The organism is Phaeobacter sp. A36a-5a (assembly GCF_037911135.1).
GTDB lineage: Bacteria > Pseudomonadota > Alphaproteobacteria > Rhodobacterales > Rhodobacteraceae > Phaeobacter > Phaeobacter bryozoorum.
Window position 1 is genome coordinate 1 of sequence record NZ_JBBLYU010000004.1, and the last position, 18,710, is coordinate 18,710.

At 63.6% G+C, this 18,710-nt stretch carries 12 protein-coding genes and 1 tRNA gene; 6 read left to right on the forward strand and 7 right to left on the reverse strand.

Annotated elements, in window-relative coordinates; genetic code table 11:
* Nucleotides 1–10: 10 nt before the first annotated feature.
* Together WLQ66_RS15585 and WLQ66_RS15590 are read right to left on the reverse strand one after the other, a co-directional pair.
* A complete protein-coding gene (locus tag WLQ66_RS15585) occupies nucleotides 11–2,068 on the reverse strand; it encodes an oxidoreductase (protein ID WP_340547258.1) in 2,058 nt (685 codons plus the stop codon).
* Nucleotides 2,069–2,269: 201 nt separating this feature from the next.
* Nucleotides 2,270–3,145: a LysR family transcriptional regulator gene (locus tag WLQ66_RS15590; protein ID WP_340547259.1), complete on the reverse strand. Its 876-nt coding sequence runs from the start codon at nucleotides 3,143–3,145 to the stop codon at nucleotides 2,270–2,272.
* A 95-nt stretch (nucleotides 3,146–3,240) separates the two neighbouring features.
* Between WLQ66_RS15590 and WLQ66_RS15595 the strand changes: the two genes are divergently transcribed.
* Complete coding sequence (locus tag WLQ66_RS15595) at nucleotides 3,241–3,522, forward strand: DUF1330 domain-containing protein (RefSeq protein WP_340547260.1); 282 nt, start codon at nucleotides 3,241–3,243, stop codon at nucleotides 3,520–3,522.
* Nucleotides 3,523–3,781: 259 nt separating this feature from the next.
* On the opposite strand, the gene fdhF is transcribed toward WLQ66_RS15595, so the two are convergent.
* The 4 genes from fdhF to WLQ66_RS15615 form a co-directional block, all read right to left on the reverse strand.
* Nucleotides 3,782–6,556: a formate dehydrogenase subunit alpha gene (gene fdhF, locus WLQ66_RS15600; RefSeq protein WP_340547261.1), complete on the reverse strand. Its 2,775-nt coding sequence runs from the start codon at nucleotides 6,554–6,556 to the stop codon at nucleotides 3,782–3,784.
* Between the two features lie 3 nt (nucleotides 6,557–6,559).
* Nucleotides 6,560–8,290 (reverse strand): NAD(P)H-dependent oxidoreductase subunit E, encoded by a 1,731-nt coding sequence (locus tag WLQ66_RS15605; RefSeq protein ID WP_340547262.1) that lies wholly within the window; start codon nucleotides 8,288–8,290, stop codon nucleotides 6,560–6,562.
* A gap of 51 nt (nucleotides 8,291–8,341) precedes the next feature.
* The gene (locus tag WLQ66_RS15610) at nucleotides 8,342–9,238 is read right to left on the reverse strand and encodes a LysR family transcriptional regulator (protein WP_340547263.1); all 897 of its coding nucleotides are present in this window, start codon (nucleotides 9,236–9,238) and stop codon (nucleotides 8,342–8,344) included.
* Nucleotides 9,239–9,433: 195 nt separating this feature from the next.
* Nucleotides 9,434–9,976 (reverse strand): winged helix DNA-binding protein, encoded by a 543-nt coding sequence (locus WLQ66_RS15615; RefSeq protein WP_340547264.1) that lies wholly within the window; start codon nucleotides 9,974–9,976, stop codon nucleotides 9,434–9,436.
* Between the two features lie 1,029 nt (nucleotides 9,977–11,005).
* On the opposite strand from WLQ66_RS15615, the gene WLQ66_RS15620 reads away from it, so the two are divergent.
* Nucleotides 11,006–12,877, forward strand: coding sequence for a methyl-accepting chemotaxis protein (locus WLQ66_RS15620; protein ID WP_340547265.1), 1,872 nt, complete (start codon nucleotides 11,006–11,008; stop codon nucleotides 12,875–12,877).
* 396 nt (nucleotides 12,878–13,273) lie between these two features.
* Here WLQ66_RS15620 and WLQ66_RS15625 read toward each other — a convergent pair whose 3' ends face one another.
* Complete coding sequence (locus WLQ66_RS15625; RefSeq protein ID WP_340547266.1) at nucleotides 13,274–14,467, reverse strand: class I SAM-dependent methyltransferase; 1,194 nt, start codon at nucleotides 14,465–14,467, stop codon at nucleotides 13,274–13,276.
* 366 nt (nucleotides 14,468–14,833) lie between these two features.
* Between WLQ66_RS15625 and WLQ66_RS15630 the strand changes: the two genes are divergently transcribed.
* The 4 genes from WLQ66_RS15630 (at nucleotide 14,834) to WLQ66_RS15645 (ending at nucleotide 18,708) form a co-directional block, all read left to right on the forward strand.
* Entirely contained in the window at nucleotides 14,834–16,351 is a 1,518-nt protein-coding gene (locus WLQ66_RS15630) for an ABC-F family ATP-binding cassette domain-containing protein (protein ID WP_340547267.1), read from the forward strand.
* 232 nt (nucleotides 16,352–16,583) lie between these two features.
* A complete protein-coding gene (locus tag WLQ66_RS15635; protein ID WP_340547268.1) occupies nucleotides 16,584–17,063 on the forward strand; it encodes a GNAT family N-acetyltransferase in 480 nt (159 codons plus the stop codon).
* Nucleotides 17,064–17,097: 34 nt separating this feature from the next.
* A tRNA-Arg gene (locus WLQ66_RS15640) sits at nucleotides 17,098–17,174 on the forward strand.
* A gap of 616 nt (nucleotides 17,175–17,790) precedes the next feature.
* Nucleotides 17,791–18,708, forward strand: coding sequence for a MotA/TolQ/ExbB proton channel family protein (locus WLQ66_RS15645; protein ID WP_340547269.1), 918 nt, complete (start codon nucleotides 17,791–17,793; stop codon nucleotides 18,706–18,708).
* Nucleotides 18,709–18,710 lie beyond the last annotated feature (2 nt).

Consider the following 18,710-nt stretch of genomic DNA (forward strand, 5'->3'; position numbering starts at 1 on the left):
ACTCAGACGGTCAGATGTCCTTCATCAGGCGCAGGGCGTCATAGATCGCCGCATGGGTGTTGCGGGCCGAGACCGCATCGCCGATCCGAAACAGCTGAAAGCCCCCCTGCCCCGCTGCTTTGGCCGGGCGCCCGTGCGGCTGCGGCCTCCCGGCGATCAGGGCGTCGTAATCGACCTGCCCGCCATTCAGACTATGCGGCTTCAGGTCGAAATAGAGATCGTCCAGCGGCAGCGTGCCGTAGTTGAGCACAACCTGATCATAGAGCTTGCTGGAGCGATGGCCGCTGTAATCCGTCCCCAGCACCGCCAGAAGCCGGTTGCCTTCCTTGCGGACCTCCAGCAGGCGCCGCGCCACGGTGAAGGTCACGTCCAGGTCCTGCAGGCTGCGCATATAAGGGACAAGGTTCATCGCCATCACATTGGGGGCAAAGACCCGGTCCGGGGTCATCACCTCAACCGTCGCGCCCGCCTGGGCCGCAACCTCGGCCGCCTGAAGCGCGGGGTGATCGCCGCTTTCGTCATATATCAGCACCGAGCCGCCCGGCTTAACATCCCCCGAAATGATATCCCAGGCCGAGACAACATGCGCCGCCTCCTCGCCCGCCTCGAACAGCTGCATATTCGGCAGGCCACCGGTGGCCACGATCACCACATCCGGCGCAAGCCCGATCACATCCTGCGCCTCGGCCCAGGTGTTGAATCGAAACTGCACATCCCGTGCCGCACATTGCGCCATGCGCCAGTCGATGATGCCCATCATCTCGCGGCGGCGCGGGTTCTGTGCGGTCAGGCGAATTTGACCGCCGGGATCGGAGGCTGCCTCAAATACGGTGACCGCATGGCCGCGCTCTGCGGCAACGCGCGCGGCCTCCAGCCCGCCGGGGCCAGCGCCGACAATCACCACCTGTTTGGGCTCTGCGGCGCGGGTGATCACATGTGGCATCGTCAGCTCACGCCCGGTTGCGGCGTTGTGAATGCACAGCGCCTCTCCCGCCTGATAGATCCTGTCCAGACAATAGGTCGCGCCTACACAGGGGCGGATGTCCTCCTCGCGCCCCTCCCTGATCTTCTGCACGATATGGGGATCGGCCATATGGGCGCGGGTCATCCCCACCATATCAAGAAGCCCCCCGGCAATCGCATGGCGGGCGGTGGCCACATCGGGGATGCGGGCGGCATGAAAGGTGGGCAGGCCCGTCGCCTGCCGGACCGCACCGGCAAAATCCAGATGCGGCGCAGACGGCATCCCCTGCACCGGGATCACATCGGTCATTGCCGGATCCGTATGGATGCGGCCCCGGATCACATTCAGGAAATCCACCATGCCGCTGGCGGCCAAGCGTCTGGACATCTCCAGCCCCTCGTCGGGCGAGATGCCGCCTGCCGCCGCCTCATCCGCCGTATACCGCAGGCCAACGATGAACTCGTCCCCCACCCGCTCGCGGACCGCCGCCAGCACCGCCATCGGCAGCGCCATCCGACTGTCGAGCGTCTGGCCGCCATATGGCCCGTCCAGATCATTGGTCAGCGGCGACCAGAACTGATCCAGAAGATGGCCATAGACCTGCAACTCGATCCCATCCATGCCCCCGGCCTGCATCCGCTCCGCAGCATCGGCGAAATCGGCGATGACGCGGGTGATGTCCCAATCCTCCGCCAGCTTCGGAAAGGCGCGGTGTGCAGGTTCGCGGTGGCGCGACGAGCTGATCGAGGGCAGCCAGTCGCCTTTGTCCCAACCGGTGCGGCGCCCCAGATGGGTCAGCTGGATCATCGCCGCGCAACCATGCTCATGCAGCTGGTCGGTCAGATTGCGGATCCAGGGCACCACCTCATCCTTATAGGCGAGGATATTGTTGAACACCGGCGGGCTGTCACGGGATACCGCCGCGGAGCCTGCCGTCATCGCCAATGCCACGCCCGCCTTGGCCCGTTCGGCGTGATAGGCCGCATAGCGCTCCTTTGGCATGCCGTCCTCGGGATAGGCCGGTTCATGACTTGTGGTCATGATCCGATTGCGCAGTGTCAGATGTTTCAGCTGATAGGGCTGCAACAAGGGATCGTTGGACATGACAGGCTCCTGCAAATGGCGCGGACCACCAAAGCGAGGGCGCGCGGGATCCGCCGACAAGATCACAGCTCTGGACATATGTGTCAGGTCAATTTCCGACCCTGTCAAGAGCCCCGCACGACACGGCAGCGCCGATGGTGACCGGTCAGGGGTGACCGGCGGGTCTCGTGACCGAGAGAGAGCCGCCACCCGGCGCCTGCGCTAAAAGGCGGTGAACTCCCCGGCACGGCTGCGGAAGAAGCCTTTTAGCGCGGTCTTGAACGCGCGCACCTTGGCAGAGGTCAGCAGGTCCGGATGGCTCAGCACCCAGATCGGCGCGTAATCCTGCGGCGCAACCCCCGGCAGCGGCTCCAGATCCGGATCACTGCGCGCCAGATAGATCGGCATCCTGACCGCGCCCAGCCCCGCCTTTGCCGCCGCGATCAGCGAAGTCATATCGTCAAACCGCGCCCGGATCCGATGGTTCGGATAACGTTGCAGCGCGGCCTTTGGCGGCGCGTCATAGCCGCTGTAGATCACCCAGTCCAAGGGCGCAGCGGGATCCGCCAAAGCCCGCGCCACCAGATCCCGCCGCGCGACGCAGGCGGTTTTCTGATCGGCCAGATGCAGCCCCACCAGGCTGTCGCCCGGCGTCCGGCTGATCCGGATCGCCAGATCCGCCTCGCGCCGGGTCAGGTCCAGCACATCATTGGTCGCGCGAACCGTCAGCTCGACCTCCGAGTGGTCCGCGCAGAACTGCGCCAGAAATGGCGCGAGATGGCTTTGGATCAGCAGCTGTGGCGCCGTCAGCACCAGCTCACCCGAAAGGCTCTGATCGCGGCCCGACAGGTTGCGCAGGGCCGATTGCTCGGCCTGCTCCATCCGCCGCGCTGCCGCGGCCAGCTCTTCCGCCTCGGCGGTGGCCAGATAGCCTTCGGGCCGACGCTCGAACAGCGGCCGCCCCAGCATGTCCTCGGCCCGCTGCACACGGCGCGCCACGGTTGTGTAGCTGACGGACAGCGCCTGCGCGGCCCCGGCCAGGGATCCGGCCCGCACCAGCGCCAGAATGGTCCGCATGTCATCCCAGTTGATCTGCATACATGCGTTTTCGCATGGGCGGCACACGATTGCATGTGTTTTCTCGCGGCACGCTTCCCGGCATCAAGACGCCATCAACAGTGAAAGGACAACAGATGGCCTATGTCTACGTAAACCTCCTCCTGCAAGACCCCGAGACTATGGCGGCATATCGTGAAAAAGCAGGCGCCGCCTTGCAGAAACACGGCGCCAAAGTGCTGGTCTCAACCCCGCAGCAGACCGTGATCGAAGGCACGCGCGATGCCACCGGCATCGGGGTGATCCTCCAGTTTGCCAGTCCAGAGGCCGCCAAGGGCTGGATCAACGACCCCGAGCTGCAGGACGTCCACGCGCTGCGACAAGCCGCCGGCAGGAGCGCGATCACGCTTCTGGCCTGACCCTTCAGAGGCCGCGCCAATCCCGCCCGTCGGCTGGCGGCGGAGCCCCCACCTCCCGTTGGGTCAGGCGCCGCGCCCATTGGGCCCGGCGCAGGTCGCGCCCGGCTGTATCTCATGCGCCCGACACGGTTCGTCTTTGTTTCCAACGCTGCAACGGGCCGCGCCCGCGCCGGGCGCCAGCGCAGCGCCACCGAAGACAACGGGCGCGGAACCCTTAGGTTCCGCGCCCGCTTTGATCTTCGCCAGACGACCTGCCGGATCACTCGGCTGCGATCTGTCCTTCGATCTTTTCGACCTTCACCGCCGAGAACTTGAACTCGGGGATTTTGCCATAGGGGTCCAGCGCCGGGTTGGTCAGGATATTGGCAGCCGCCTCCACATAGGCGAACGGCACAAACACCATATCCTCGGCAATCGCCCGGTCGGCGCGCGCCATGATCTCGATCGAACCGCGGCGGGTCGTGAGGCGGACCATCTCGCCCGGCTCGACGCCCATCAGCTTCAGCGTCCGCGGGTTGAGCGAGCAGTTCGCCTCCGGCTCCACCGCATCCAGCACCTTGGAACGACGGGTCATCGACCCGGTGTGCCAATGCTCCAGCTGGCGGCCGGTGGTCATGATCATCGGGTAGTCCGCATCCGGCGCCTCATCCGGCGGGATCACCGATGCCGGGGTAAAGCGGGCGCGGCCCTCGGGGCGCGGGAAGCCATCGCCGAACACAATCGCCTGACCGGGATCGGTCTCATGCAGCGACGGATAGGTGATGGTCTCGGTCTCCAGACGCTCCCAGGTGATGTTGTTCAGCGACTTCATGTTCAGCTTCATCTCGGCAAAGACTTCGCTGACATCCTTGTAGTCCCATGGCAGCCCGATGCGCTGCGCCAGCTCAACAGTGACCTGCCAGTCCTCGCGCGCCTCACCCGGAGGCGGAACGGCGGGGCGCACACGCTGCACCTGGCGGTTGGTGTTCGACACGGTGCCGTTCTTTTCATACAGCGCCGAGGCGGGCAGGATGATGTCGGCATAGTTTGCCGTTTCGGTCAGGAAGATGTCCTGAACGATCAGCAGCTCCAGCTTGGCAAAGGCCTCGCGCGCGTGATCGGCATCCGGGTCGGACATCGCCGGGTTTTCGCCCTGGATATACATGCCCTTGATATTGCCGGCATAGGCCTCGTCCACGATCTCGGTCACGGTCAGGCCCTTCTCGTTCGAGAAGTCGCCGCCGCCCCAGACATCGGTGAAGCTCTTGCGCACGTCATCCGACGTCACGGTCTGATAGTCCGGCAGGAACATCGGGATCAGGCCCGCGTCCGACGCGCCCTGCACGTTGTTCTGGCCGCGCAGCGGGTGCAGACCTGCGCCCGGTTTGCCCACGTTGCCAGTCATTAACGCCAGCGAGATCAGGCAGCGCGAGTTATCCGTCCCGTGGATGTGCTGGGAAATCCCCATACCCCAGAAGATCAGACCCGCATTCCCACCGGCAAAGATCCGGGCAACACGGCGCAGCTGATCGGGGCTGATGCCGCAGATTTCCGACATTTTCTCGGGCGTGAACTGCTTCAGATGCTCTTTCTCGGCCTCCCAGTTCTCGGTCCAGCGGTGGATGTACTGACTGTCGTAGAGCTCTTCCTCGACGATCACATTCATGATTGCGTTCAGCATCGACACATCCGCGCCGGGGCGGAACTGCACCATTTCGGTCGCGAACCGGCGCAGGCCAACGCCGCGCGGATCCATCACGATGAGCTTGCCGCCGCGCTTGGTGAACTGCTTGAAGTAGGTCGCCGCCACCGGGTGGTTCTCGATCGGGTTGGAGCCGATCACGATTGCCACGTCGGCGTTCTCAATCTCGTTGAAGGTCGCGGTCACAGCACCGGAGCCGACGTTCTCGATCAGCGCCGCAACCGAGGACGCGTGGCACAGGCGGGTGCAGTGGTCGACGTTGTTGTGCTTGAAGCCCTGACGGATGAACTTCTGGAAGAGGTACGCCTCTTCATTGGTGCATTTCGCCGAGCCGAAGCCCGCAACCGATTTCGGGTTCTCATCGCGCAGGCGCATCAGGCCCTTGGCGGCCAGATCCATCGCCTCTTCCCAGGAGGCTTCGCGGAAATGGGTCGAGAGATTACCGGGATCGACGTTCAGGCCCTTGGCCGGCGCGTCGTCGCGGCGGATCAGCGGCTTGGTCAGGCGGTGCGGGTGGTGGATGTAGTCAAAACCAAAGCGGCCCTTGACGCACAGGCGGCCTTCGTTTGCGGGGCCATTGATGCCATCGACATATTTGACCTTGCCGTCCTTGACCTTGAGCGAGACCTTGCAGCCGACACCGCAGAACGGGCAGACGCTTTCGGTCTCGGAATCATAATCCTTGCTGTCGCCGACCTGCTGGTCATCCATCACGGTCGCGGGCATCAGCGCGCCGGTCGGGCAGGCCTGCACACATTCGCCGCAGGCCACGCAGGAGGACTGCCCCATCGGATCCGCCAGATCGAACACCGGGTAGGCGTCATGACCGCGGCCGGCCATACCGATCACGTCATTGACCTGCACCTCGCGGCAGGCCCGCACACAGAGGTTACAGGAAATACAGGCGTCCAGATTGACCTTCATCGCCACATGGCTGTCATCCAGCAGCGGGATTCGGTTCTTTTCCAGCTTGGGGAAACGCGACTCTGAAACCCCGTTCAGCTCCGCCATATCCCACAGATGCGAGGACTTATCGCGCGCCTCCTCCTGCTTCGGCTGGTCCGCGATCAGCAGTTCCATCACCATCTTGCGGGCGTTTTCAGCGCGCGCGTTGTTGGTGGTGACCACCATGCCCTCGGCAGGTTCGCGGATACAGGAGGCGGCCAGCGTGCGCTCGCCCTCGATCTCGACCATACAGGCACGGCAGTTGCCGTCCGGGCGGTAGCCCGGCTGCGGCTTGTGGCACAGATGCGGGATCTTCAGCCCGCGGCCGTTGGCGACTTCCCAAATGGTCAGGCCCTTCTCTGCCGTGACCTGCTCGCCATCGAGTGTGAAAGTGACTTTATCGCTCATGGCTCAGACCTCATCCGGAAAATGTTTCATGGTCAGGCGGATCGGGTTGGGTGCGGCCTGTCCCAGACCGCAGATCGAAGCATCGACCATTGCGGTGCTCAGCTCTTCCAAGAGGCCCTGATCCCATTTCTTCTCGCTCATCAGCTTGACGGCTTTCTCACAGCCCACCCGGCAGGGGGTGCACTGGCCGCAGCTTTCGTCTTCGAAAAAGCGCAGCATGTTCAGCGCCGCGTCACGGGCCGAGTCCTGATCGGACAGCACCACAACAGCGGCGGACCCGATGAAGGTGCCATGCGGCTGCAACGTGTCAAAATCCAGCGGGATATCATTCATCGACGCAGGCAGCAGGCCCGAGGAGGGGCCGCCCGGCTGATAGGCCTTGAAGACGTGGCCATCCAGCAAACCGCCGCAGGCCTCGATGATGTCGGTGATGGTGGAACCGGCAGGCAGCAGATGCACGCCCGGGCTCTTCACCCGGCCCGAGACAGAATAGCTGCGCAGCCCCTTGCGGCCGTTCTTCTCAATTGAGTTCAGGCATTCCGGGCCTTCGCGGTTGATCTTGGCGACCCAGTAGAGGGTTTCCACGTTGTGCACGAGGGTCGGACGACCAAAGACACCCACCTGCGCCACAAACGGCGGACGGTGGCGCGGCTCGCCGCGCTTGCCTTCGATCGATTCAATCATCGCGCTTTCTTCGCCGCAGATATAGGCCCCTGCCCCGCGGCGCAGGTCGATGTAACCTGCCTCGACGATACCGGCCTCTTCCAGCGCGGTGATCTCACGACGCAGAATTTCCAGCACCGCCGGGTATTCGTCGCGCATATAGATAAAGGCTTTCTCGGCCTCGACCGCCCAGGCGGCAATCAGCATCCCCTCGAGGAACACATGCGGCGTGCGCTCAAGGTAGTAGCGATCCTTGAAGGTGCCCGGCTCGCCCTCATCGCCGTTCACGGCCAGATAACGCGGACCTTCGTTGGCGCGCACGAAACCCCATTTGGTGCCGGACGGGAAACCAGCGCCGCCCAGACCGCGCAGACCGGCTTCTTTGACCTTGGCCTGAACCGCTTCCCAGTCGCCATTTGCGCGCAGGTCTTTCAACGTGGCATAGCCGCCATCCGCCTCATAAGCGGCAAAGGTTTCATACGCGGGGATATGCGCGTGGGTATCATCTGCCGCAATCGCCGCTTCCACCTTCTCAACCGTAGCGTGGTCGATGTGGTTGTGGCCGATTTCCAGCACCGGCGCCGTGTCGCAGCGGCCCATGCAGGGTGCGCGCAGCACGCGGACCTGAGAGGCATCCAGCCCATCTTCCAGCGCCTTCTTCAGCGCTTCGGCCCCGGCCAGCTCGCAGGAGAGCGAGTCACAGACCCGGATGGTCAGCGCCGGCGGCGGGGTCTCGCCTTCCTTCACCACATCGAAATGGGCGTAGAAAGTGGCGACCTCGTAGATCTCCGCCTGACCGGTGCGCATCTCCTCGGCCAGCGCCCGGATATGCGCCGCGCTGAGGCAGCCGTATTTGTCCTGAATGAGATGCAGGAACTCGATCAGGAGATCCCGGTTGCGGGGCCGATCGCCAAGCAGGTCCAGAACCTCGCTATGCGCCTGATCATCCAGCTGTCGGCCCTTGGGCGTTTTGCGCCCCTTGCCTTTGCCAGATTTCCAAACGCCCTTGCTATTGTCCAAAGGTGCCACGATGACCTCCACTTCGCGATGCCAGATAAGGCGGCATTCCATTGAAGAAGCCTATCGTCAAATCGGAAAATTCAAAGGTACGATAACGAACGCTTATTGCTTGAAATCGTCAACCACGCCCTTCATCGCCTTCACCGTCGTCAGTTCGGGCTGGCGGTCCAATGTGACCATACAAATAGGCCTGCTCGGCGTCGGATCGACCAGCCGCAGCACCCGGGCGCCGGACAGCGGCCCCAGCGCATCCATCAGGGCTTCCGGTAGGATCGTGGCAACCGAGCCCGCCCGCGCCATCACAATCGCCGACATGAACCCGCTGGAATCCGAACGCACCTGCGGCCGCAGCCCCTGATCGGCGAAGATCCGGTCCAGAATCCGGCGATTCTGCATCTGCGGCTCCAGCAGGCTGAGCGGCAGCTCTGCTGCCTCGGCCCAGGAAATACTGTCCGCGCCATGTCCGCGATCCACCACCATCGCCTCGGGGGCGACCAGCACATAAGTCTCCTCATATAGCGGCTGGATGGTCACCTGATCGGGACCCAGGCTGTCGTGATAGGTGACGCCTGCATCAATTGTCCCGTCAAACAGGCGCTGCTGGATCACCAGCGAGCTCAGCACCTCGATCCGGGCCAGAACCCGTGGGTGGGTGAGATGCAGCCGGTCCACCATCTGCGCGGCATAGGCTGTTGCGGTGGGCACCACCCCCAGCACCAGCGTGCCGGTGACCTCGCCACGTGCGGCGGCCACCTCCTGCTCCAGCGCCTTGGCCTCATCCAGGATCGAGCGGGCCCGGCGCACGATCATCAGACCCTCTTCCGTCAGCCCCTGAAACCGATTGCCCCGGCGCACGATGGACACGCCCAGGCGCTCTTCCAGATTGCGGATCCGCATTGAAAACGCCGGCTGCGACATGCCGCAGTCCTGCGCGGCCTTGGCAAAATGGCGGTGACGCGCCAAAGCGCTCAGCAACCTGAGATCCTTGAGTTCGATCACCGCTCGTTTTCCTTGCTACTGCCGGGGCGCCGCTGTCGGTCATACACCATTCACAGCGGGTCGCGCCATCGGTTGCCAGCACGAGAGCGGCAGTTTTGGCGCAGGCCAGCAGGCTGGGCAGCCTGCACCATATATATTATGGGCGATGGAGGCCGCACTCATGCGCCCCGCTACCGCCCCCGATCAGAGCAGGCCTCAGGCCTGCCGCTGTGCCGTCGCCGACCGGGCGATGCCATCATAGATCCCGGTCAGAATATTCAGCACCCGCGTTGCCTCACCGATACGGTTTTCCACGCCCGGCACCTGCGACAGCGCCTGCAGCAACAGGTTGCGACGCTGCACATCATAGGCTGCGGTGATCCCCAGCCCCTCCTCCGTTGCGGAATAGGTCACCCCGCCACGCCCCGATCCGGTCTTGCGGATCAACCCGGCCGAAGCCAGCTTGCGCAGTGAATACTGGATATTCGGAATGTCATCCCGATTGGTGACCCGCGCAAGCTCCTTGATCGTCTTGGGCCTGTCGTTCATGCGGATAACGTTCATCAGAGTGATTTCGGGACCCGAGGCGGACAGATCCGACACAAGCCCAAGACATTCGGATTGCCAACGCGCAAACCCCTCGAATGTTCTCATCAGTGCAAACTCGAAATCGCTCAGATCATCTTCGGCACCATTATCAAAAGTCTGATCCACCGCATTCGCGGTCTCAGTCTTGGGTGATCCGGAATAGATATCCAACAAATAGTCTCCTTGGTTCAGCGGCATAAATAAGCCTCCGGTGGCGGCGAAACCTGCTGTCAAGGTGTTTCACGCGCATTCGTTCCCCAAACCCGTCACCACGCTCCTTAGTAAGTATCTGGCGTTAGGTTTCAACCCGTCCGTGCAGCAGAAAATGGGGCCAAACTCGGCGAATTTATCCAAGGGGTTGGAGAATCAGCGGAATTTAAAAAGCAAGATAAACTTTAGTTACGCATTATTTTTAAGAATATAGATAAAATTTCACACCAAAGGCGCCCTGAATCATATTATTTCCGTGAAAACGCGCCCACAGGCCAGACTCATGCGGGGGCGCAGCCCGCCCGGCAGGCCACCCGCCTGTTCGCAATAAAATGGCAGCTTAATCATCACTTTGCGCAGCGGGCGCGGGCCCGCCTGCCCACCGATCGCGCCCGAAATTCGCCCGCCTCAGCCTGCGCTCATTGCGGATGCGCCTATTAATTCACCGGTAAGTCCTCAGGGCTATGCTACCCGCCGACGATGTGCACAGGCACATGTTGTGAGAAGGAGCAGAGCTTGGAACGACGGGCGGACCTCATGTTGGTTGTCGCGCAGGCATTGGCCGTGATGGTGACCATCACCGTTTGCGCTGCCGCACGCCTGATTGTTGCGTGGCGACCGGTGATTTCGACAGGGGCCAGCTGCCAGCGCCCATATCAGCCGAAGACTCATGTCGCGGCACGCCCGCTGTTGCGGCACCCGCAGGCAACCAGACCTGCTCTTTCAGCTCGGTATCAAGATTGGGGCAGCGCAATCGCGCGCCTGCTGATGACCGGCGTCCGCCAATCTTTGGTCCGACGCCACAGTATGTTCACCATGTCACCGCCCCCAATCGGGCATGGTTCTCTCGGTTTGCCCGTTCCGGTCAACCAATTCGCGAAACGACGCAGCCGAAGCTTGCGGCTGTGTCCAGGGGGCTGTCGGTACTGAATCCGACACAAATTCCGCCAGCGCGTTCGTTCCACGCAATGGCAATTGAAAGGTGCTGAAATGAAATTCCGAAATCCTGCGCGTTCCGTCATGAACAGGCTGTCTGTCTTTGCCAAATGCAGCCTTCTCATCGCGGCGTCCACCCTCGTGGTGACCCTGTTTCTGACTTGGGAAAACCAGAAAATCCTCGGTGAAGCTGTGGATAGTGGCGTACAGACACTGGCCGAAGGCGTGACCGTAACCGTGGCCGCGCGCAGCGGCGGTGCAATCCGCTTTGGTGATACCGAACGTCTTGAAAGCGACCTGCAATCCCTGATCGAGCTGTCGAACGGCCGGTCCAGCCACGGGATCGCCATCAATGGCAAAGGCAAAACGGTTGCCTCCACCGGCACCGCAACCGAGGCTGAAATTGCCGAACTAACCCTCGTCGCCCAAAAAGCGATGGAAAACAACCAGATGGAGTATAGCGAAAACGGCTATCTCGTCGCAGCACCCGCCACCGCCGGTGCCGAGGGGACGGTGGTCGTCGGCGCGGTCGGGATGGTCTGGAGCCCGGATGTCGCCTTTGCCGAGGTGGCGCCGAACCAGCTGCTGTCCTTCATTGCCGCCGGTGGCGCCTTTGTGGTGATGCTGGGCCTGTCGATGTTTGCCCTCCGCTCCATGATGTCGCGCCCGTTGGGCGATGTTGCCACCGCAATCAACCGCCTGGCCGAGGGCGATTATGATCACGACACCGAACATCAGGCACGGGGCGACGAAATCGGCCTGATCGCCCGCCATATCGAGGCGCTGAAATCGCAGCTGTCCGCCGCCAGAACCGTGGAAGATCAGCGCCGTGCCGACCAGGCGGCGCAACGGGTTGTGGTGGATCGTCTGAATGACGGGCTGCACGCGCTCTCGGAGGGGGATCTGTCGCAGACCATCGACGATGAATTCTCCGCCGATTACGAAAGCCTGCGCCAGAACTTCAACAAGACCGTCGACAAGATGGTCGGCATTATCGACGCGGTGATCGACAACTCATCGCGCATCCGTGCCAGCGCCGAAGAGATCAGCCAATCCTCCAGCGATCTCTCCCAGCGCACCGAGAGCCAGGCGGCCACGCTTGAGGAGACCGCCGCCGCCATGGAGCAGCTCACCGTCAGCGTGAAATCCGCAGCCGATGGCGCCCGCGAAGTGGAGGGCATCGTATCGGAGGCCAAGGAGACCGCCGTCAACAGCGGCCAGGTCGTCACCCGCGCCGTCGACGCCATGTCCAAGATCGAGCAATCATCGGAAAAGATCTCCCAGATCATCTCGGTCATCGACGATATCTCCTTCCAGACCAATCTGCTGGCGCTGAACGCAGGGGTCGAGGCCGCCCGTGCAGGCGAAGCCGGCCGTGGTTTTGCGGTTGTCGCCTCCGAAGTGCGCGCCCTGGCCCAGCGCTCCTCCGATGCCGCGCAGGAGATCAAGGCGCTGATCAGCGAAAGCACCGGCCACGTCGGCGAAGGTGTCGATCTGGTTGGCCGCGCGGGCGAGGAGCTGAAACAGATCATCGAACGCGTCGCCACCATCTCGGGCCATGTCAGCGGCATTGCAACCGGCGCGCAGGAGCAATCGACCACGCTGGGCGAAATCAATACCGGCGTGACACAGCTCGATCAGGTGACCCAGCACAATGCCGCCATGGTTGAGGAATCAACCGCCGCCAGCCAGATCCTGCGCAATGATGCCAATGAGCTGGCCCGCCAGGTCTCGGTGTTCAAGACCCGCAAAACGGACAATAACGTTGTCTCCGTGGCGCCCAGCGCACCAGCCCCGGCCCCGGCCCGGCCAGCCGCCGCGCCGAAACCCGCGGCTGAGCACAACCCGGCCCCATCGGCGCATGGCGATGATGACTTCTTCGATGCCAGCCCGACAAAGGCCGCCGTCGGCTGGGAAGATTTCTGATCTCCCCCGGCCACACCCAATAGCGAAAAGGCGCGCCAGATCCGGCGCGCCTTTTTCATATCTGCTTGCCCCCCTGATACATGGCCCAGTCCCCTCCCCTGCGCGTCCCTGCCCCGGATGACAGAACCCTGTCGCGAGTATCCGGGCAACACCATCGCCGCTCAGTTCTCTGGCAGGTCCAAGGCTCTGGCAGACCTGAGGCTCTGGCAGCTGATATCACCGCAGCCAAACCGGAGCCGAGCGGGGCGCGAAATCGACGACAATACAGGGAATCTCAAATCGGCCGCGAAATAGCGAGGCCACCGCGCTTTTACCGCCGCAGCAGATCCTGTGCGGTCGCCAGCCTTGGTGGCTGGCGACCTTCAGGATGGATGCGGCCCCGGCAGGCGCTGCCTGCTAGCCAAGTGCAGGGGCTGGTGCCGCAGGGGCGGCGGTCTGCACCGGCGCCCAGACCGGGTAGCCCTGCGGCAGCGCGGCCGCCTCACCCGCCCCGTGCTCATAACCCGCGCGCCAGCCCGGCTGTAGCCAGACCCGCGCGTGATCCGCGCTCGCCTCCATGTCGTGAACCGCGAGGCTCAGCGCCGCCGCATCATGCTGCGCCGTCAGCTGCAGATGATCGCCCGGAGAGACCGACCGTGGCCGATCCAGCAAAAAGGCCGTCCGCCCCCAATGCCCCTCGGAAGCAAGATCATTGGTCAGCTGAATCCCCGGCGCCAACTCCATCTCAAAGCTGACAAATACCGCATGGACGATACCCGGATGGCTACAGATCAGCGTCTCGGTGGTCCGCCCCGGCCTCACATCCGGGCGCGTAAAATCGAACGCAAACAGCTCTGTACCGGCGCCCAGCGGTCGCAGCCCACAGGATCTGAAATCACTCGGCGTGATCTGCGCAACCCGCGCCAGATGGTGAAAGGCGCCCAGATCGAACCCCTCTGCCATCTGCGGCCGCCACTGCTCCAGAAGCGGCGCACTTTCGACAGGTTGCGCGACCAGCCTGCCGGTTTCGGGAACCGCGCGGGCGCCCGGCTTGGCCAGCGCCGACATCGCATGTGACAGCGTATCCAGCGCGCCCTCCCCCAATAGAACGGTATCGACAATCTCCGAAATCACCACATCGGCCTGCTCCGGCATGTCGACACCGAGGATAATCTCATGCGACCACTTGGAAATGACGGTGATCCGGTCGCTCAGACCATTGTCGGCAATCACCCGCGTCGCCGCCTCCGCAATCAGCGGCTGCTGCTCACAGGTATAGACATGTTTCGCCCCGGCCCGCGCCGCCAGCATCGCCGTCAGACCGGCACCGCAGCCGATATCCAGCACGATATCCCCCGGTCTGACCTTCATCGCGATGGCCTCGGCATAGGCACGGTTGCGCGCCCGATCCGCCAGCATCGGAAAATGCCAGCGCGGCACAAACGTCTGGTGCAGCCGCTCCTGCAACACCTGCGCCTCATGGTGATGAGGATCCAGCCGCAGCGCTTCCGACAACAGCTGCGCGCTGCGCATACCGCCATCACCAAGGGGGGTGGATTTGGCAAGCTCCACCAGATGCCCGGCCTCCGCGCGCCCCGCTAGAAAGGGCATGGAGGCGGGTCTAGGCGTTTGTGTTTTAAGCAATTTTTAGTTTTCCCTATTTGAGGCAAATGCAACTGATTGCGACTATTCACCACCCGGATCTAAGAATTGGTAAAGCTCAGAGCCTATCGCGTACCGAATGTCGGCAGGCCATGCCCCGCCCCCTTGCCAAGGGTACAAAAGTTTCTTAGCCTGATTTAAAACTCACATCGCACAACGGGAGGACAGCAGCTGAACATGCGTATCATCCGCCGACTTCAGCACGGTCCCCGTCTGGCCCTGTAAATCCGTTTGCAGGGCTGGCCAGAGGAAAATCTCGTCACTGGTCCGCCGATTGCCGCTTTTGCGGCCAAATCTCTTTGACCCGAGTTTTCCATGTCTGTCATCAATCTCAATGCGTTGGGCGTCACCCTTGGCGACCCGCTGTTCCGCGACCTCTCCCTGACCCTTTCGAAACCCGACCGGCTCGGTCTCATCGCCGCCAACGGGCGGGGCAAATCGACCCTGCTTGCCTGTCTCGCCGATGAGCTGACGCCGACAACCGGCGAGATCACCCGCGCCCGTGGCCTGCGGATTGGCCACGTGAAACAGAGCCTGCCTGCCGAGGCGCTTGCCGTCACGCTCTATGACTGGGTGCTTGCCGCCCTGCCGGGCGAGCAGGCCGATTATGAAAGCTGGCGCGTCGATGTGGTTCTGGATGACCTTCAGGTGCCTTATGAGTTTCAGCACCAGCCGCTTGGCGCGCTCAGCGGGGGCTGGCAGCGCGCCGCGATGCTGGCGGCCGCCTGGATCACCACGCCAGACCTGCTGCTGCTGGATGAGCCGACCAACCACTTGGATCTCAACCGAATAGCCTTTCTCGAAAACTGGCTGTCAGAGCGGCCGCGCGATCTGCCGATGGTGATCACCTCCCACGACCGCGCCTTTCTGGATGCCACGACCAACCGCACGCTGTTCCTGCGCACCGAAGGCTCGCGGGTGTTCCAGCTGCCATTCTCCGCCGCCCGCGCCGCATTGGATGAGGTCGACGCCGCCGATGCGCGACGCCTTGCCAATGATCTGAAAAAAGCCCAGCAGCTGCGCCAGCAGGCCGCAAAGCTGAAGAATGTCGGGATCAACTCCGGCTCCGATCTCTTGCTGACCAAGACAAAGCAGCTGGCCGAACGCGCCGACCGGCTGGAGGCCGCCGCCAAACCGGCCCACCGCGAGCATTCGGCCGGCGACATCAGGCTGACCAACAGCGGCACCCATGCCAAGGCCCTGATTACATTGGATGATCTGACCGTTCAGACGCCGGACGGGCAACGGCTATACAGCACCGGCCAGAAATGGATCACCCCAGGGGACCGCATTGTCCTGCTGGGCGCAAATGGCACCGGCAAGACGCAGCTGGTCAGGATGATCCAGCAGGCACTGACCGGCGGGGCGGAGCACATCAGATGTGCGTCCTCTGTCGTTCCGGCCTATTCGGACCAGCACCTCAGCCAGCTGGCCGATAATGACACGCCGCTGGCGCTGGTCACGGCGGCCTCCGACATCGGCGATCAGCCCGCGCGCAACCTTCTGGCGGGGGCAGGCATCAAATTCGCCTTGCAGGACACGGCGGTGAAAGCCCTGTCAGGCGGGCAGAAGGCACGGCTGGCAATGCTGCTCCTGCGGCTTCGCAACCCCAATTTCTATCTGCTGGACGAACCCACCAATCATCTCGACATCGAAGGTCAGGAAGCCCTCGAAGCAGAGCTGATCGGCCAGGATGCCGCCTGTCTGCTGGTGAGCCATGACCGCAGCTTTCTCAGGGCCGTCGGCAATCGCTTCTGGTGGATCCGTGGCCGTCGCCTGGAAGAGGTCGCCAGCGCCGATGCCTTCCTTAGCTCTGAAATGGGCGCGGGCTGAAGGCTATGGCGGCGGCCACCTGTGACCGCCGCCCCGCCAGACACGCCAGTTGCCGAAATATTGGGCAACACATCATCCGGTCCTCTGGCTGCGCCGGTGGCTGCGGCAGAACCGCTTGCGCCGCCACGTGGTTTTCGCAACTCTGCGACACAGAAACGGACACAGACACAGCCCCCGGAACAGACCCCGCCCCGCCCAGCGACCGGGGATATACGACCCAAGGATCCAGCCGATGACGACCGATATTGCCATCACCCGCGCCAGCGCCACCGAGCCCGAGGCTCAGGCGCTGATCAAACGCCATCTGGCACAGATGGCCGCGCAATCCCCCGCAGAAAGCTGCCACGCACTGGATGACAGCGGCCTTGATGCCGCCGATGTCGCCTTCTTCCTGCTCCGCCGCGACGGGCGGGCCATCGCCATGGGCGCCCTGAAGTCCCTGCGAGACGGCGGCTGCGAACTGAAATCCATGCACACCCTCGCCGAGGCCCGCGGCAGCGGCGCCGGACGCCAGATGCTGGAGTTCCTGCTGGACCGCGCCCGATCCGACGGGGCCTCTGCTGTCTATCTCGAAACCGGCTCGACCGAGGATTTCACCCCAGCCAAACGGCTCTATGAAAGCTACGGCTTTGTCGAATGCCCACCCTTTGGCGACTACAGCAAGGACCCCTGGTCGCTGTTTATGCGCCTTGACCTGCGCGCCGCGGCTTGACCCTTCCCCGCGTCCTGTCATAACTGGCGCCAGCGGTCCCTTAGCTCAACTGGATAGAGCAGCTGACTTCTAATCAGCAGGTTGAGGGTTCGAGTCCTTCAGGGATCGCCAGCATTCCATCCATCAGGATCTGCCCGATAGCGGCGGCGTTTCCGGCGCGCAGACCGGGAGTTTGCCAGAAGGTTGCCGGGGCGCTCTGGCGACAGACGCCGTTGCGGCAGCCTTTGCGCTTAACTTGACAAAAGAACTAGGGTTAAATAACTGACCCCGGGCGCAGCGGATGATGCGCCATCCAGCAAGACTCTGCACCTCAGCGGTGCAGGGCTCCAGCCATTCTCGATCACGACACCGATCAACACGGCGGCACCCTGTGCCGATGGCTGGAGAGACATGTGACACAGGGCGATCCCCCACCCTCAAATGACAGCGCCCGCCGCCGCCCGCAGCGGATGCTGAACCGGCGAGCCTTGCGCCAGGTCGCCGCCCTTATGCGCTGCGCAAAGGATATGGCAGCGATCTCTCCGCCGTCCGGTCATAGCGGCATGGCGCGCTGGAGCCTGACCGGATTGCCGCCCAGCCCACGTGTGATCCCTGAATGGGAGAGGCCAATCATGACCGCTAACCCGTTGTTCCCCCTGCAAACCATGGCCAGCCCCCCGGCATCGTTCCTTGCCACTGTGCGCGCCGCCCCCGGACAAAGCTATATCGCCGCCAATTGGAGCCCATCATGACCACCCGCAGACCAGCGGCCCTTGCCGCGCTGTTGCTGATCCCCGCCTTCGTCGCCGCGCAGGAGGCGCCGGTGTCGCCAACCCCTCCCGCCCCGCCGGTGCCGCAGGTCGCAGCCGATGCCCCGGCATCGGTGATGCCGCAGATCCCCGCGACCACAGGCTCCGCCGCGCAAGCCCCAGCAGCAGCACCGGCACCGCAACCGGATGCGCCGCAGACCGCGGATGCCGCCGCCCCGGCGCAACAGCAGCGCCTTGCGCAGACCGCCAGCGATGCCACCGCGCAGGCCATGGCGCTCCTGCGTGATGGCGGCCCCTCGATCTGGGTGATTGCCGCTCTTTCGGTGATCACGCTGACGCTGATCCTGTGGAAGATCTGGCGGCTCGCGCTGATCGGCGCCTGGTCCCGGGGCAAGGCCGGCCGCGCTGTCGCCGCCTTTGAACGCGGCGAACCGGACATCGCCCGCGATATCGTCCGGGGCCGTCGCGGGATCCGCTCCAAAGTGGTCGCAACCGCGCTGGCCTCCGTCCACACCCTGCCCGAAGACCGCGCCCGCGAAGAAACCGCCCGCGTCGCCAAGCTGCATCTGGCCTCCGCCGGCTCTGGCCTTGGCGCGCTGGAGTTGATCGCCACAATCGCCCCGCTGCTTGGCCTTCTGGGTACGGTTCTCGGCATGATCGCGGCCTTTCAGGCCTTGCAGGCCGCCGGGTCCAAGGCCGATCCCGCCTTGCTGGCCGGCGGCATCTGGGAGGCGCTCCTGACCACTGCGGCCGGCATGGGTGTGGCCATCCCCGCCTCCGCCGCCCTCACCTGGTTCGAATCCGTGATCAGCCGCATTCGCCGCGACCTTGAGGACAGCGCCACCCGCATCTTTGTCGCCCACCAGCCGCCATCGCTGAAACTGGCCGCCGAGTAAGC

Excerpts from the sequence above, each read along its gene's own strand:
- WLQ66_RS15585 (WP_340547258.1), bottom strand. The coding sequence starts at position 2,068 with ATGTCCAACGATCCCTTGTTGCAGCCCTATCAGCTGAAACATCTGACA.
- WLQ66_RS15590 (WP_340547259.1), bottom strand. The coding sequence starts at position 3,145 with ATGCAGATCAACTGGGATGACATGCGGACCATTCTGGCGCTGGTGCGG.
- WLQ66_RS15595 (WP_340547260.1), top strand. The coding sequence starts at position 3,241 with ATGGCCTATGTCTACGTAAACCTCCTCCTGCAAGACCCCGAGACTATG.
- fdhF (WP_340547261.1), bottom strand. The coding sequence starts at position 6,556 with ATGAGCGATAAAGTCACTTTCACACTCGATGGCGAGCAGGTCACGGCA.
- WLQ66_RS15605 (WP_340547262.1), bottom strand. The coding sequence starts at position 8,290 with ATGGAATGCCGCCTTATCTGGCATCGCGAAGTGGAGGTCATCGTGGCA.
- WLQ66_RS15620 (WP_340547265.1), top strand. The coding sequence starts at position 11,006 with ATGAAATTCCGAAATCCTGCGCGTTCCGTCATGAACAGGCTGTCTGTC.
- WLQ66_RS15625 (WP_340547266.1), bottom strand. The coding sequence starts at position 14,467 with ATGCCCTTTCTAGCGGGGCGCGCGGAGGCCGGGCATCTGGTGGAGCTT.
- WLQ66_RS15630 (WP_340547267.1), top strand. The coding sequence starts at position 14,834 with ATGTCTGTCATCAATCTCAATGCGTTGGGCGTCACCCTTGGCGACCCG.
- WLQ66_RS15635 (WP_340547268.1), top strand. The coding sequence starts at position 16,584 with ATGACGACCGATATTGCCATCACCCGCGCCAGCGCCACCGAGCCCGAG.
- WLQ66_RS15645 (WP_340547269.1), top strand. The coding sequence starts at position 17,791 with ATGACCACCCGCAGACCAGCGGCCCTTGCCGCGCTGTTGCTGATCCCC.